The sequence below is a fragment of the Tritonibacter sp. SIMBA_163 genome, assembly GCF_046535935.1.
In the GTDB taxonomy this organism is placed as follows: domain Bacteria; phylum Pseudomonadota; class Alphaproteobacteria; order Rhodobacterales; family Rhodobacteraceae; genus Epibacterium; species Epibacterium scottomollicae.
Genome location: NZ_JAWJBP010000177.1, coordinates 1 through 361, shown reverse-complemented (window position 1 = coordinate 361; position 361 = coordinate 1). Strand labels below are relative to the sequence as shown.

1 protein-coding gene is annotated in these 361 nt (G+C 36.8%); it reads right to left on the bottom strand.

Annotated features, from left to right (window positions below):
• Positions 1 to 92: 92 nt before the first annotated feature.
• Positions 93 to 361, bottom strand: a 269-nt coding sequence (locus tag R0J92_RS21970; RefSeq protein WP_411053207.1) for a Rha family transcriptional regulator, incomplete at its 5' end; no start/stop codon positions are given.

Genomic DNA, 361 nt, shown 5'->3' with positions numbered 1-361 from the left:
CTATGTTTAACATAGCTCGTCATCTGCGATGAATGAATACCCTTATTTGAAATGATGGTAATACGAGTACCATTTTGGTACTTGAGCATGATTCAAATTTGAGCTGTGAACAATAAACCTTTTGTTCCAGTCATTTTGTTAGCAACCATATCGCAGCCTTTACGAGTAAGGAAGAAACATTTATAAGGTTTTCCTGTTCCTGATTCATAAGAACTTTCAATGAAGAATTGGTCAGCCCCCAAATTTGGGTTTTGACTTAAAACGTTGATATACCCATTAATATCCCTCACTAGATGATTATGTCTCTTTCCAGTCATCTCAGCCACTTCTCTGCTATCTACCAAAAGCTGTCCATTCTGTT